Here is a 13,101-nt window from a genome sequence, read left to right as displayed (position 1 = left end):
CCCGCGCCGTCACGTCAGTGCCGGCGCTTGCAGTCGTAGAAGCAATGTTTGCCATGGAATTATACCTTCTCGACTTCCGGTCGTCCGAGAATGCCAGACGGCTTGAAGATCAGGACGATGGCGAGAATGGAGAAGGTCGCGACGTCCTTGTAGTCGATGGTGAAATAGGCTGACCAGAGGGACTCGATGAGCCCGATCAACAGTCCGCCGAGAACGGCGCCTGGCAGCGATCCGATGCCGCCGAGAACGGCCGCGGTGAACGCTTTGACGCCAGGCACGAAACCGTCGGTGAAGACGACGACGCCATAATACATCAGATACATCGTACCGGCGACGGCAGCGAGTGCTGCACCCATGATGAAGGTCACCGAGATGGTGCGGTCGACGTCGACACCGAGCAGCGCCGCCATCTTGCGGTCCTGTTCGGTCGCGCGCTGGGCACGACCAAGCGGGGTCTTGTTGACGATGTACCAGAAGATCGAAAGCAGAGCCGCCGTGATGACGATGATGATGATCTGCTTCAGCGAGATGGTGATGCCGAAGACCTCGTAGACCGAGGAAACGAGCGGCGGGATCGGCTTGTTGCGCGGACCCTGCGTCACCTGGATGAAGTTCGACAGCGCAATCGACATGCCGATTGCGGTGATCAGCGGCGCAAGCCGGAACGAACCGCGCAGGGGCCGATAGGCCACCTTCTCGATCGTCCAGTTCCAGAGACCTGCGGTCAACATGCCGACGACCATCATCAGCAGGAGAGCAAGTACAACCGGGACGCCCCCGATAAATGTTGTGAGAATAAGAAAGACAATCAAAGCAGCAAAGCCGCCGAGCATGAAAATATCGCCGTGGGCGAAGTTGATCATGCCAATGATGCCGTAGACCATGGTATAACCAATAGCGATCATACCATAAATAGACCCAAGAGTCAGCCCGTTGACGAGCTGCTGGACGAAATACTCCATCAATCTTCCCCTGGACCAGATCCATAACGGTCCGGTCTCTTGTTTTTTGAGCTCATTGTTGAGCGCTGTGTTTGCTCGATTCCATACCTCTTTCAAACGAAAAGGAAAGCTAAAAAACGCGACTTCATCAAAAACTTCCTCGATAAAATCGATTTGACGCTTTTACAGCCAGAAAAATCAAAATTTCCGCAGCTTTCGCCCGCGAAATCATCAACTTTAGTCGTAAAAGCGTCGGGTATTCTATGAAGCTTCGACGCTCGATTTCGGTCTGCACTCCACCCCGATTGCTCAGGCGCGCATGCGCTGACCGTTCGAATCGAACAGCGGATGCGGCTGAAGACGGGCCGGCAGGATCTCACCCAGGAGTTCGATCGACCAGCCATCGCTGCGGTCGGCGATCTCCTTCGGCACGTAGCCCATGGCGACCGAAACGCCGCTTGCATGCGCATAGCCGCCCGATGTCACCCAGCCGCGCACGACGCCGTCGAGGTAGATCGGCTCGTCGCCGATGACATCAGCGTCCTTCGCCTCGAGCAGGAAGGTCCTCAGACGTAGTGCGCCACCATCCGCCTTCTCCTTCACGGCCGCCGCCTTGCCGATGAAATCGGCATCCTTGCCGGTCGCGACAAACCGTCCAAGCCCGGCTTCGACCGGGCCATAGAGCGGACGATACTCGCGCGCCCAGCTGCCGAAGGATTTCTCGACGCGCAGCGCATTCAGTGCCCTCAAGCCGAACAGACGGATGCCGGACGCGGCCCCCTTCTCCATCAGCAGTTCGAAGAGATAGCGCTGGTACTCCGGCTTCATCCAGATCTCGTAGCCGAGATCGCCGGTATAGCTGACCCGGCCGACGATCGCAGGCGCCATGCCGAGGTCCATGCGGCGGATGTCCATGAATGGGAACGCCGCATCGGAGACGTCGAGATGGGTAAGGCTCGCGAGCACATCGCGGGCCTTTGGCCCGGCGATCGACAGGCCGACCAGCTCCAGCTTCAAGGCCTTCAGCGACACCGCACCGTCCGCAGGCAGATGCGCCTCGAACCAGCGCATGTGGTAGTCCTCGGCGATACCGGAGCCGACGAGCAGGAAATCCCCCTCGCCGAGCTTGGCCAGGGTGAAGTCGCCGATCAGCTTGCCGTCGTCCTTCAGCATCGGCGCCAGCGCCATACGCCCCGTCTGCGGTATGCGGCAGGCCAGCATGCGGTCGAGCCACGCCTCCGCGCCGTTGCCTGTGATCGCATATTTGGCGAAGCCCGAGGTCTCCATCAGGCCGACGCCGTCGCGCACGGCCCGCGCTTCCGCACCCACGGTCTCGAAATCGGTCGAGCGCCGCCAGGAGAATGCATCCTTTACCCCTTCGGGTGCAAACCACAGCGGCGTTTCGAGCCCGTAGGACGCGCCGAAGACGGCGCCTGCCGCCTTCAGCCGGTCGTAGATCGGCGTCGTCAGCAGCGGCCGTGCGCCCGGCAGTTCCTCGTTCGGATAGCGGATCGAGAAGCGACGGGAATAGTTCTCGCGCACCTTGGCATTGGTATAGGCGAGCGTGGCGAAATCGCCGTAGCGGGAGACGTCCATGGCAAAGACGTCAAAGCCGGGGTCGCCATGGATCATCCAGTTGGCGAGCGCCAGGCCGACGCCGCCGCCCTGGCTGAAGCCGGCCATGACGGCACAGGCCGACCAGTAGTTCCTCAAGCCCCGCACCGGGCCGACCAGTGGGTTGCCGTCCGGCGAAAAGGTGAAGGGGCCGTTGATGATCTTCCTGATGCCGGCCTTGTTGAAGGCCGGGAAGTGCCGGAAGCCGACTTCGAGTTCCGGCGAAATGCGGTCGATGTCCTCGGCCAGGAGTTCGTGGCCGAAATCCCAGGGCGTCGAGATCGGCGACCACGGGCGGCACGCCTTCTCATAGGTGCCCATCAGCATGCCGTTTCGCTCCTGGCGGAGATAAATCTCGCCGTCGAAATCGACGCAGTGCATCAGCTCCTTGCCGCGTGTCTGGTTGAATTCGATGACTTCGGGCATGTCCTCGGTGATGAGATACATGTGCTCCATGGCAAGCACCGGCAGCTCCAGCCCCACCATGCGGCCGACTTCGCGCGCCCAGAGGCCGGCGGCGTTGACAACGTGTTCGGCGATAATCTCGCCCTGGTTTGTGATCACCCGCCAGGAACCGTCTTCCCGCTGCACCAGATCCTCGACCTTGGTGTGCAGGTAGATCTCCGCACCGTTCTTCTTCGCCGATTTGGCATAGGCATGCGTTGTGCCATAGGGATCGAGGTGCCCCTCGACCGGATCGAACACTGCGCCGACGAACTGGTCGGGATCGAGCAGCGGCATCAGGTCGTGCGCTTCCTTCGGCGTCAAAAGCTCCGCTTCGAGCCCCATGTAGCGGCCCTTGGCGAGGATGGACTTCATCCAGTCGAAGCGTTCCTTGGTGGCGGCCAGCATCATGCCCGAGGTCATGTGAAGGCCGACATCCTGGCCGGAATATTCCTCGATCTCCTTGTAGAGCTCGACCGTATATTTCTGCAGCTTGGCGACGTTCGGGTCGCCGTTGATCGTGTGCATGCCGCCGGCCGCATGCCAGGTGGAGCCGGAAGTAAGTTCCGATCGCTCGAGCAGCACGGCGTCGGTCCAGCCGAATTTCGTCAGGTGATAGAGCACCGAACACCCGACGACACCGCCTCCGATAACGACGACCTTGGCATGGCTTTTCATGCGTACACTCCGTCTCCCCATGCTCCTCCCGGAGACATGGCCAAATTGTCAGGAAGAAACTCAGGCACGGCGACCGCTTGCTTCGAGCACAGAAGCGCAAGCGGCTGACGATGAAAGCCTAGTCAGAAAGACGGCGCCGATAAAGACACGGCTGCGAAGGACGCTTGTCCATTTCCGCCGTTTGCTGGCGGATGGGCGACCCGTTTGCGGCATTTCATGCCGCATTTGATTTCGGCCTCTTGAAAGGGCGGGTTCAGTCCGAGAAAGCGGCGGTGAGATCGAAGGCCCGCCCCATTTTCATCAGGTCATCGAAGAGCGATTCCGCATAGCTCCGCGGCACGATCAGCTCGAACGTGTCCTCGTCCGTCCGGGCGAGATTGACCGGGATGTGACCGCAGAGCGCATTGGTGCTGCCGCCAACCGTGAAGGCTGATGGATGAAGATCAAGGCCGATGCCCTTGGCGAGGATGCTGCGCACGTTCGGGCCGGCGATCCGGAAGACGACGCGCCCATCGCTTTGGTCGACAACATAGGCACCGCCGTCGCAAAGCTCTTCGAGCCAACGCACGAGCCCGCTCGGCGCTTCCACCTCGGAGACGACCAGCCACTCCCCCGGTGCCGAGAACCGCATGGACAAGTCGGACTGGGCGGCGATCGCCTCACGCACGGTCTCCTCCCGGCCGGCGCGTGCAAGAACCGTCGCCATCGTGCGCCAATGCCCGACCATCAGGTGGTCTGCCGCCGGCGACGTCGGTGCCGAGCGCAGTTTCTGCTCCAGTGCGTGGCGGTTGTTGTAGTCGCGAACCATCACCGCCTCCTCAGGCCTTCAGCTTTGCATTTTGCGGATCGACAAAGACCGGGTCGCAGACCTCGGCGACGATCTCCTGATCGCGCAGCTTGTCGAACACGACGACCTTCTCGCCATAGCGTTCGCGCCCGGATTTCAGGAAGGCGAGCGCGATGGCGTGGCCCAGGACCGGCGAGAAACCGGCCGAGCTCACCCAACCCTGGTCGTTCAGCGTCGAGGGCTTGGTCCCTTCCTTCAGAAGATGCGCACCGGCGCGCATGTCCTTGTCGGCATCGACGGGTTTCAGGCCGACGAGTTGCATGCGATCCGCCGCCGTCAGGCCGTAGCGGGTCGACAGGCGCTTGCCGATGAAGTCGGCCTTCTGCATCGAGAGCATACGGCCGAGCCCGGCATCGTCCGGCGTCACGCGACCGTCGAATTCGGCATGCGTCAGCAGACCCTTTTCGAGCCGCAGGACATTCAAGGCTTCGACGCCATAGGCACAGATTTCATGCGGCCGGCCGGCCTCCATGATCTGGTCGGCCACCGCCTCGCCATAACCTGCCGGCACCCCCAGTTCGAAAGCCAGCTCCCCGGAGAAGGAAATGCGGAAGAGCCGCGCCGACACACCGCTTTTCAGGGCGACCTTGCGGGCGGACAGGAACGGAAACGCGCCGTCGGAAATGTCGCCATCGACGATCTGCTGCAGTACCGCACGCGCCTTCGGGCCGGCGATCGACATCTGCGCCCATTGGTCGGTCGACGAGGTGAAGCGGACTTCGAGTTCCGGCCAAAGCGCCTGGGCGCAATATTCCATATGCGCCATGACGGGACCGGCCATCGCCGTCGTCGTGGTGACGAAGAAATGCTCCTCGTCGAAGCGGCTGACGGTGCCGTCGTCGAAGACGAAACCGTCTTCGCGCAGCATCAGGCCGTAACGCGCTTTGCCGACCGGCAACTTCAGGACCGGGTTGCAATAAAGCCGGTTGAGGAACTCCGCAGCGTCGGGACCGAAGACCTCGATCTTGCCGAGGGTCGAGACATCGCTGAGGCCGACATTGGCCCGCACGTTCAGGACTTCGCGATCGACGCTGTCGCGCCAGGTCTTTTCACCGGCGCGCGGGAACCAGGCGGACCGGTGCCAGAGCCCCGCCTCGACGAAGGTCGCGCCGTTTTTCATCGCCCAGCCGTGCAGTGGCGACTTGCGCGCTGGTGCCGCATGTTCGTCGCGCGCCGTACCGGCAAGCGCACCGAAGGAGACCGGCGTGTAGAACGGCCTGAAGGTGGTGGTGCCGACCTCGGCCGGGCTGACGCCGCGCATGCCGGCGAGAATGCCGACGGCATTGATGTTGGAAAGCTTGCCCTGATCGGTCGCCATGCCGTTGGTCGTGTAGCGCTTGGCGTGCTCCACGTGGCCGAACCCTTCGCGCAGCGCCAGACCGAGATCCTTCGCATGCACGTCGTTCTGGAAATCGACAAAGGCCTTCGACTTGGCGCCCGGCACGTACCAGAGCGCCGCAAAGGAGGCCGCCTCATCGCCATCGACGACGGGTGCTGCGACCGAACTGGCGCTGAAGCCGAGGTCGGCGGCAATCGCTGCGGCCTTCTCCGCACCATCGGACAGGCAGCCGGCGAGCGTATAGACGCCGTTGGCCGCACCGACGGGACGCAGGCTGCCGCCGACGTCAGGCGCGACAAAGGCCTTCAATTCCTCCGACCAGACCGGTCTTGCGCCGCGCTGGCAGGCAAGATGCACGACCGGGCTCCAGCCGCCGGACATGCCCAGCGCATCGCAGGCGATCAGTTCCTCGTAGCCGGAGCGTTCGACGACGATGCCCTTGAGGCGCTGGCTGCCCTTGGTGTCGACGATCGAGGCCGAGCGGATGACCCTGATGCCATCGGGCGCCTGATCGGCGGCCTCAGCGCGGGCATCGACGATCGCCGCGATCGCGACGCCCTTGGCCGCAAGCACCCGCGCTGTCCGGTAACCGGCGCTGCCGCTGGTGAAGATCGCGACTTGTTTGCCGGCGGCGACACCGTAGCGCTCGGCATAGGTGGTCATGGCGCCCGCCATCATCACACCAGGACGATCGTTGCCGCCGAACACGAGCGGCCGTTCCTCGGCACCGGTTGCCATCAGCGCGCGCTTGGCAACGATGCGCCAGACGCGCTCGCTCACAAGCTTCGACGATGGTTCGGCGACGTGTTTCTGCACGCGCTCGACCGCGCCGAAGACGTTGTCATCGTACCAGCCGAAGACGGTGGTGCGCGAAAGCAGCGTGACGTTGGGCAGCGCTTGAAGTTCGACGACGATGCGGTCGGCAAAGACCGATGCCGGCGCGCCGTCGATGGTTTCGCTGGCGGAGAGCAACGAACCGCCGAGCCGGAAATCTTCGTCGGCGACGATGACCCGGAGGCCGGCGCGTCCGGCGGTCAACGCCGCCATCAGGCCGGCTGGACCGGCACCGACGACGAGCAGGTCGCAGAACGCCCAGGACTTCTCGTAACTCTCGGGGTCGCGCTCCAGCACTGCCCGGCCGAGGCCGGCAGCGCGGCGAATGAAGGGCTCGTAGACACGCTCCCAGGCCTGCTTCGGCCACATGAAGGTCTTGTAGTAGAAGCCTGCGCCGAGGAAGGGCGAAAGGACGCCGTTGACGGCGCCGACGTCGAAGCCGAGCGACGGCCAGCGGTTCTGGCTTTTGGCGGTCAGCCCGCCATAGAGCTCGGCAACGGTCGCCTTGGTGTTGGCATCGGTGCGGGCACCGGAACCGAGGGTGACGAGTGCGTTGGGCTCGGAGGGCCCGGCGCTGACGATGCCGCGCGGCCGATGGTACTTGAAGCTGCGACCGACAAGCAGCTGGTCGTTGGCAAGAAGGGCCGAGGCCAGCGTATCGCCGGCAAAACCGCGCAACGGCCGGCCGTCGAAGGTGAAGCTCAGCGTCTTGCTGCGATCGACGAGGCCGCCGGAGGAAAGACGATAGCCGGTCATCGCGCCGCCCTCCGCGCAAACTCGGCCGCATCGACGACGGAATAGACCTCGTGGGTCGCCGTATCGCGCTCGACCACCAGGAAGCGGCGACAGCCGGCGATGTGATGCCAATGTTCCCACGTGCGCCCGCGCGGGTTGGCGCGCACATAGACGTAATCATGCCAGGCTTCGTCCGAATCCATCGGTTCGGGGCGGCCGCGCGAGGCATCGCCGCGGATCGCGAATTCTTCCTTCGGTCGGACCCCGCAATGCGGGCAGGTAATCAGGCTTGCCATCGTCTTCCGTGTCCTGAAGCCGCGCTCCGGCTTCCTGTTCATTCCATACGGGCCAGCGGCCGTGCTGTCAGTGAAGGTTGGGCTGCGGGCCGGCGCCGGCTTCGTCGACGGCATAGCCGCGGGCGAAGCGATCGAGCCTCAAGGCACGCGCCACCGGATGGGTGTCGTTCTTGGCGATCAGGTGGGCGAAGCAATAGCCGGAAGCCGGCGTTGCCTTGAAGCCGCCGTAGCACCAGCCACAGTTCAGGTAGAGATTGTCGATCGAGGTGCGGTCGATGATCGGCGAGCCGTCCATGCTCATGTCCATGACACCGCCCCAGGCGCGCAGCACCCGAACGCGCGACAGGCCGGGGATCATCGTCACCCCCTCCTCCATCACGTGCTCGGCGGTCGCCAGATTGCCGCGCTGGGCATAGGACGAATAGCCGTCAATCTCGGCGCCGAACACGAGCCCGCCCTTGTCCGACTGCGAGATGTAGAAGTGGCCGCCGCCATAGACGATGACGTGATCGATACAGGGCTTCAGCCCCTCGGTTACGAAGGCCTGCAAGACGTGGCTTTCGAGCGGCAGCTTCAGGTCCGCCATCTCGCCGACGCGCGAGGTGTTGCCGGCCGCCGCCAGCGCCAGCTTGCCGCAGCCGATGAAGCCCTTGGTGGTTTCGACGCCGGTGACGACACCGTTTTCGCGACGAATGCCGGTCACTTCGCAATGCTCGATGATGTCGACACCATGCTGGTCGGCGCCGCGGGCATAGCCCCAGGCAACGGCATCATGCCGCGCCGTGCCGGCGCGGCGCTGCAGCAGGCCTCCGAGGATCGGATAGCGGGCGTGATCGTAGTTGAGGAAGGGGATCATCTTCTTCAGCTGCTCGCGCTCGATGAGTTCCGCCGCCACGCCTTCCATCCACATGGCATTGCCGCGGCGCACATAGGCATCGCGCTGGCCGTCGCTGTGGTAGAGCATGATGACGCCGCGCTGCGACAGCATCACATTGTAGTTGAGATCCTGCTCCAGCCCCTCCCAGAGCTTCATCGAGAACTCGTAGAACGGCTCGTTGCCGGGCAGCATGTAGTTGGAGCGCACGATCGTGGTGTTGCGGCCGACATTGCCGGAACCGAGATAGCCCTTCTCCAGCACCGCGACGTTCTTCACGCCGAATTCCTTGGCGAGGTAATAGGCGGTCGAAAGACCGTGCCCGCCGCCGCCGACGATGATCACGTCATAGTGGGATTTCGGCTGCGGCTGGCGCCAATGCGGTTTCCAGTTCAGGTTTCCGGAAAGGGCGTTCCTGACAAGCGAGAAGGCGGAATAACGCATGAAGGCATCCAGTTCAGTTGCGCCGGCACATTTGCACAGCCGCAAGGCGGAAGCAAAGATGCAAAGCCTCTCGCAGGTGCAAAAAACCTTGAGACGGCCCGCCCTGCAGATCGGCTGCGGCCACGCGTAAAGAGCCGGCTGCCATGTCAAAAGCATGGCTATATTCTTCCTCTCAATATGCTATGGGCCAGATGACGGACCGAAAGACAGGGCGAATGCTGGAGATACTGCAACAATCGGCGATAGCGGCGGGTCGGGCCATTCTCGACATCTACAATGCCGGGCCGGAGGTCACCCACAAGCCCGACTGCTCGCCGGTCACCGATGCCGATACGACCGCCGAACGCATCATCCTGGCGGATCTCGCCGCGGCCTTTCCGGACATTCCCGTGGTCGCCGAGGAAGCGGTGTCCGCCGGTTTCGTGCCGGAGACGTCCGGCACGTCGTTCTTTCTTGTCGATCCGCTTGACGGCACCAAGGAATTCATCAGCCGCAACGACGACTTCACCGTCAACATCGCCTTGATCGAAAACGGCGCGCCGGTCGCGGGCGTCGTCTACGCCCCGGCGCTTGGCATCCTCTATGCGGCACACCATGGCAAGGCGGTAAAGTCGGTTATTGATGGCAGCTTTCGCCTGGCCGAGGAAACGATCATCGGCTGCCGCAGCTGCGGGGATCGCATGGTGGGGCTCGCCAGCCGCTGGCACAACAGCGCCGAGACGATCGATTACCTCGAAAAACACGGGATTGCCGACTACCGGACGGTCGGCTCGTCCTTGAAATTCTGCCTTCTTGCCGAGGGCGTGGCCGACGTCTATCCGCGCTTCAGCCGGACGATGGAATGGGATACCGCCGCGGGCGACGCGATCCTTCGAGCGGCCGGCGGCGAAACGCTGACGATGGACGGCACGCCGCTCACCTACGGCAAGCGCAACCAGAAGGACGACAGCGACTTCGCCAATCCCTGGTTCGTGTCGCGCGGCAAACCCTGACCGGACTGGATACCTAAACGTTTCTTGGCTGGATCCCGGCGGCGATCAGCTGGCCGATCGATTTCTCGTTGAACGGTTTGTCGATCCGCGGAACGTGCCTGAGATAGGTCGGGAAATGCTCGGCATCGCCGTAGCCGCTGGTGAATCCGAACGGCATGCCGCGGGCGAGCATGGCATCGGCAACCACGAAACTCGTGTGATCGCCAAGGTTGACGTCGAGGATCGCGAAATCGAAGGCCTGGAGCGTCAGCAGTTCCAAGGCCTGGTTTGCATTTCCGGCGATCGTAACCTGCAGGATCCCGAGTGAAGAGAGGATTTCCTCGACGTCCATGGCGATGATGAAGTTGTCCTCGAGAACGAGGACCGTCCGGACGGACGGCGGAAGCTCGGCCATGTCAATGCACTCCATTTTTCACGTACAGCGACGGCAGTCATCATCGCTGCAGGCGCATTTCCAGGCGGAATGCCGTCCAGAGTCCCGGAACCTCCACTGAGGCAACGGCAACGACTGAGCTTAGGCCCTAATGGCCTGGCCTCGCATTTAAAAAAGACATGTGAGCGTCGAGGACGGGATCGGGAACAACCCTTTCGTCGCGGCGTTCAACTCATGCGACGTGGCCCCCGGCCGCAAACCGCTCGACATTTCCGAAGACAGAACTGGAGCAGGAGAATGAAACAGACTGCCGCCGTGCTGAAACCCAAGGTCAGGGACGAAGAATTCGACATCGGCCTGACGAAAGCCTATCGCCAGCAGATGGCGACGGCGCTTTCCGATATCCTCGCCGATACCTACAAGCTGGTCATCAAGAGCCACATCTACCACTGGAACGTAGTCGGTCCCCTGTTCAAGCCGCTGCACGAACTGACCGAAGAGCACTACAACGCGCTGTTCAAGGCAACCGACATCATTGCCGAGCGCATCCGCGCCCTTGGGCACCTCGCGCCGGCAAAGCTTGCCGAAGCAAAAACCTTTGCCCCCAGCGCCGCCTCGGTCAACCACACGACGGCGGCGGAGATGGTGGCCGACCTGATCACCGATCACGAAGCCGCGGCGCGGCGCATACGCGACGCCGGCACCAAGGCCGACGAGAACAGCGACCTCGTCACGACGGACATGCTGACCGATCGTCTCGATTTCCACGAAAAGGCGCTGTGGATGCTGCGGGCGATCATCGCCGCCTGACCGGCGCGCACTTTGAAGTCGATGCGGCCACAGCGCCGCATCGATCGTCTATGACAGGACGCGTCAGATGAACGGCCGCTTCGGCTCGCGCAGCCCTTCCCAGCCGGAAATCGCCAGCAGCCCATCGATATCGCGGACATTGCAGCCCTTCTCCGCCCAGCGGATCAGGCCGCGTTCGGCAAGCTTCTTCAACGTCTTGTTGGTGTGAACGATCGAAAGGCCGAGCGTGTCGGCCACATGCTGCTGGCTGATCGGAATGGCGACGCGGCTGTTGCTGAAGAGATCGAGCACCTCCGCCCGCTGATAGAGGAAGGCGATGAGATAGGCGGCCCGCTCCAGCGCGGATCGGCGGCCGATGCTCAAGAGGTTTTCGTCCAGAATGCGCTCCTCGCGCGCCGCGATCCAGGTGAGATCATAGGCAAGCTCGGGGTAGTTCTCGAACAGGCGATTGAGCTTGCCGCGCTCGAAAACGCAAAGGGTGACGGGCGACAGTGCTTCGATCGAATGCTGCATCTCCCCCATCAGGCTGCCCTGCAGGCCGATCAGGTCGCCCGGCATCACATAATTGAGGATCTGGCGGCGACCGTCGTCGAGCATCTTGTAGCGGAAGCCCCAGCCGGAAAGCACGGTGAAGAGGTGGGCGCTGTGTGCGCCTTCGACAAGAATGGTCGCGCCGCCGTCGACTGCCAGTTCGCCAGTCTTGAACTGCGAAACGAAGGCAAGTTCTTCGCCGGTAAAGGCGCGAAAATGATCGAGCTTGCGCAAGGGACAGCTTTCGCAAGGGGTGCGCTTTTCGTTGCGGGCTGTCATTTCGTTCATCGTTTCATCCACCACATGCGTTCGCTCGGGCTTTGGCGCCCAAAACTGCAAGTAGCGCCGGCATCGCAGGTGGCAAGATACAACCCTGAAAACACTTGGTTTTCCGAAGCGTCCTCGCCGACATGCTCATGGACAGCCCGCCCTTGGCGCCCTATCTCTTGGCACTCGACCCCGCCACAGGAGCTTCGCCATGTCCCATCCTGCCTTCGCCCCCGGCAATGTCGCCGTCGTTACCGGTGCTGCGTCCGGCATCGGCCTTGCCGCCGCCCGGCACTTCGCGACGCTCGGCATGCGCGTCGTGCTGACCGACCTCGCAGGCGAGAAACTGGATAAGGCTGCAAGCGACGTCGCAGCCGCCGCCCCGGGCGGGGCGCAGCACGTCACGGCGATTGCGACCGACGTTTCGCGGCTCGACACGCTCGAAGCACTCGAGCGGGAGGTGCATCGGCAACTCGGCGACGTGCATGTGCTCATGAACAATGCCGGCATCCAGCCCGGTAGCGCGATCCTTGGCCCCCTGGCCGCCTGGGAGGCGACGCTCGGTGTCAATCTCTGGAGCGTGATCAACGGTTCGCGCGTCTTTGCATCCCGGATGATCGCCCATGGCAAGGCGGCCGTCATCATCAACACCGGCTCGAAACAGGGCATCACCACGCCGCCCGGCGACCCGGCCTACAACGTCTCCAAGGCGGGCGTGAAGGTCTTTACCGAGGCGCTGGAGCACGAACTGCGCAACACCGCCGGAAGCCAGGTCCATGCGCACCTGCTGATCCCCGGTTTCGTTTATACCGGGCTGACGGCTGGCGGCCGCACGGAAAAACCGGCCGGCGCCTGGACGTCGGAACAGACGATCGACTTCATGATGGAGAGCCTGGCGCGCGGCGACTTCTACATCCTCTGCCCTGACAACGACGTGCCCCGCGCCACCGACGAACGGCGTATCCTCTGGGCCGCCGGCGACATCGTCGAGAACCGACCGCCGCTGTCGCGCTGGCATCCGAAATACGGAGAGGCTTTCAAGGCCTTCCTCGACAAGGATCGCGATTGATCCTCCTACGTTG

11 protein-coding genes are annotated in these 13,101 nt (G+C 63.0%); 3 read left to right on the top strand and 8 right to left on the bottom strand.

The features are described 5' to 3' along the window. Positions 1–59: 59 nt before the first annotated feature. From L981_RS02135 to L981_RS02110, 6 genes are all read right to left on the bottom strand, one after another. Entirely contained in the window at positions 60–962 is a 903-nt protein-coding gene (locus L981_RS02135; RefSeq protein ID WP_043611301.1) for a branched-chain amino acid ABC transporter permease, read from the bottom strand. A 288-nt stretch (positions 963–1,250) separates the two neighbouring features. Continuing rightward, on the bottom strand, positions 1,251–3,677 hold the full coding sequence (locus tag L981_RS02130) for an FAD-dependent oxidoreductase (RefSeq protein WP_043611300.1): 2,427 nt from the start codon (positions 3,675–3,677) through the stop codon (positions 1,251–1,253). 253 nt (positions 3,678–3,930) lie between these two features. Then, the gene (locus L981_RS02125) at positions 3,931–4,485 is read right to left on the bottom strand and encodes a sarcosine oxidase subunit gamma (protein WP_043611298.1); all 555 of its coding nucleotides are present in this window, start codon (positions 4,483–4,485) and stop codon (positions 3,931–3,933) included. Positions 4,486–4,495: 10 nt separating this feature from the next. After that, entirely contained in the window at positions 4,496–7,453 is a 2,958-nt protein-coding gene (locus L981_RS02120; RefSeq protein ID WP_043611296.1) for a sarcosine oxidase subunit alpha family protein, read from the bottom strand. Continuing rightward, positions 7,450–7,728 (bottom strand): sarcosine oxidase subunit delta, encoded by a 279-nt coding sequence (locus L981_RS02115; RefSeq protein WP_043611294.1) that lies wholly within the window; start codon positions 7,726–7,728, stop codon positions 7,450–7,452. The genes L981_RS02120 and L981_RS02115 overlap by 4 nt, the downstream gene beginning before the upstream one ends. Positions 7,729–7,795: 67 nt before the next feature. Further along, a complete protein-coding gene (locus L981_RS02110; RefSeq protein WP_034798844.1) occupies positions 7,796–9,046 on the bottom strand; it encodes a sarcosine oxidase subunit beta family protein in 1,251 nt (416 codons plus the stop codon). 215 nt (positions 9,047–9,261) lie between these two features. Here L981_RS02110 and cysQ point away from each other — a divergent pair, with 215 nt between their 5' ends. Beyond that, entirely contained in the window at positions 9,262–10,038 is a 777-nt protein-coding gene (gene cysQ / locus L981_RS02105; protein WP_043611292.1) for a 3'(2'),5'-bisphosphate nucleotidase CysQ, read from the top strand. A gap of 13 nt (positions 10,039–10,051) precedes the next feature. Here the strand turns inward: cysQ and L981_RS02100 are convergent, their stop codons facing one another. Continuing rightward, a complete protein-coding gene (locus tag L981_RS02100) occupies positions 10,052–10,438 on the bottom strand; it encodes a response regulator (protein WP_043611311.1) in 387 nt (128 codons plus the stop codon). A gap of 270 nt (positions 10,439–10,708) precedes the next feature. On the opposite strand from L981_RS02100, the gene L981_RS02095 reads away from it, so the two are divergent. Beyond that, the gene (locus tag L981_RS02095) at positions 10,709–11,221 is read left to right on the top strand and encodes a Dps family protein (protein ID WP_043611290.1); all 513 of its coding nucleotides are present in this window, start codon (positions 10,709–10,711) and stop codon (positions 11,219–11,221) included. A 63-nt stretch (positions 11,222–11,284) separates the two neighbouring features. Here the strand turns inward: L981_RS02095 and L981_RS02090 are convergent, their stop codons facing one another. After that, positions 11,285–12,040 carry a Crp/Fnr family transcriptional regulator gene (locus tag L981_RS02090; protein ID WP_043611289.1) on the bottom strand — a complete coding sequence of 252 codons (756 nt, stop codon included), beginning with the start codon at positions 12,038–12,040 and terminating at the stop codon, positions 11,285–11,287. Positions 12,041–12,230: 190 nt separating this feature from the next. Here L981_RS02090 and L981_RS02085 point away from each other — a divergent pair, with 190 nt between their 5' ends. Beyond that, positions 12,231–13,088: an SDR family NAD(P)-dependent oxidoreductase gene (locus L981_RS02085; RefSeq protein ID WP_043611286.1), complete on the top strand. Its 858-nt coding sequence runs from the start codon at positions 12,231–12,233 to the stop codon at positions 13,086–13,088. Positions 13,089–13,101: the final 13 nt, after the last annotated feature.

Source organism: Ensifer sp. ZNC0028 (assembly GCF_000799055.1).
Taxonomy (GTDB): domain Bacteria; phylum Pseudomonadota; class Alphaproteobacteria; order Rhizobiales; family Rhizobiaceae; genus Ensifer.
This window is presented reverse-complemented; position numbering and strand designations above follow the sequence as displayed.

Coding starts and splice junctions, on each gene's coding strand:
- L981_RS02120 (WP_043611296.1), bottom strand. CDS start 7,453: ATGACCGGCTATCGTCTTTCCTCCGGCGGCCTCGTCGATCGCAGCAAG.
- L981_RS02135 (WP_043611301.1), bottom strand. CDS start 962: ATGGAGTATTTCGTCCAGCAGCTCGTCAACGGGCTGACTCTTGGGTCT.
- L981_RS02130 (WP_043611300.1), bottom strand. CDS start 3,677: ATGAAAAGCCATGCCAAGGTCGTCGTTATCGGAGGCGGTGTCGTCGGG.
- L981_RS02095 (WP_043611290.1), top strand. CDS start 10,709: ATGAAACAGACTGCCGCCGTGCTGAAACCCAAGGTCAGGGACGAAGAA.
- L981_RS02090 (WP_043611289.1), bottom strand. CDS start 12,040: ATGAACGAAATGACAGCCCGCAACGAAAAGCGCACCCCTTGCGAAAGC.
- L981_RS02115 (WP_043611294.1), bottom strand. CDS start 7,728: ATGGCAAGCCTGATTACCTGCCCGCATTGCGGGGTCCGACCGAAGGAA.
- L981_RS02125 (WP_043611298.1), bottom strand. CDS start 4,485: ATGGTTCGCGACTACAACAACCGCCACGCACTGGAGCAGAAACTGCGC.
- L981_RS02110 (WP_034798844.1), bottom strand. CDS start 9,046: ATGCGTTATTCCGCCTTCTCGCTTGTCAGGAACGCCCTTTCCGGAAAC.
- cysQ (WP_043611292.1), top strand. CDS start 9,262: ATGCTGGAGATACTGCAACAATCGGCGATAGCGGCGGGTCGGGCCATT.
- L981_RS02085 (WP_043611286.1), top strand. CDS start 12,231: ATGTCCCATCCTGCCTTCGCCCCCGGCAATGTCGCCGTCGTTACCGGT.